The sequence below is a fragment of the Bradyrhizobium uaiense genome (genome assembly GCF_010811875.1).
Taxonomy (GTDB): domain Bacteria; phylum Pseudomonadota; class Alphaproteobacteria; order Rhizobiales; family Xanthobacteraceae; genus Bradyrhizobium; species Bradyrhizobium uaiense.
In genome coordinates this window covers 1-245 of the sequence record NZ_VKHP01000928.1, presented here as the reverse complement: position 1 = coordinate 245, position 245 = coordinate 1, and the positions used below count along the sequence as shown (strand labels likewise).

At 59.6% G+C, this 245-nt stretch carries 1 protein-coding gene; it reads left to right on the top strand.

Annotated elements, in window-relative coordinates:
- On the top strand, positions 1–245 hold a 245-nt coding region (locus FNJ47_RS48145), incomplete at both ends, for a hypothetical protein (RefSeq protein WP_163163744.1).

Sequence of the window (245 nt, the reverse complement as noted above, 5' to 3'; positions counted from 1 at the left end):
ACGTTCAAGGCCGGCTTGATGGTCGGCGGTAATGAAGAGGTGGCCGGCGACGTCTCTTTCCATGTCGATCTCGCAGACAACGCGGAGCAGGCGCTCATCGAAGCGGAAAACCTGCGGAAACGCAGCCGCGATGTTCTCCGGCGTCCGATGAACCGTCCGGACGAACTGGAGCAGGCACACAACCTTCGCCACGGACTGCGCCAAGGGATGCTTAACCTTCTCAGGAATGGAGATGATCTTGGCAC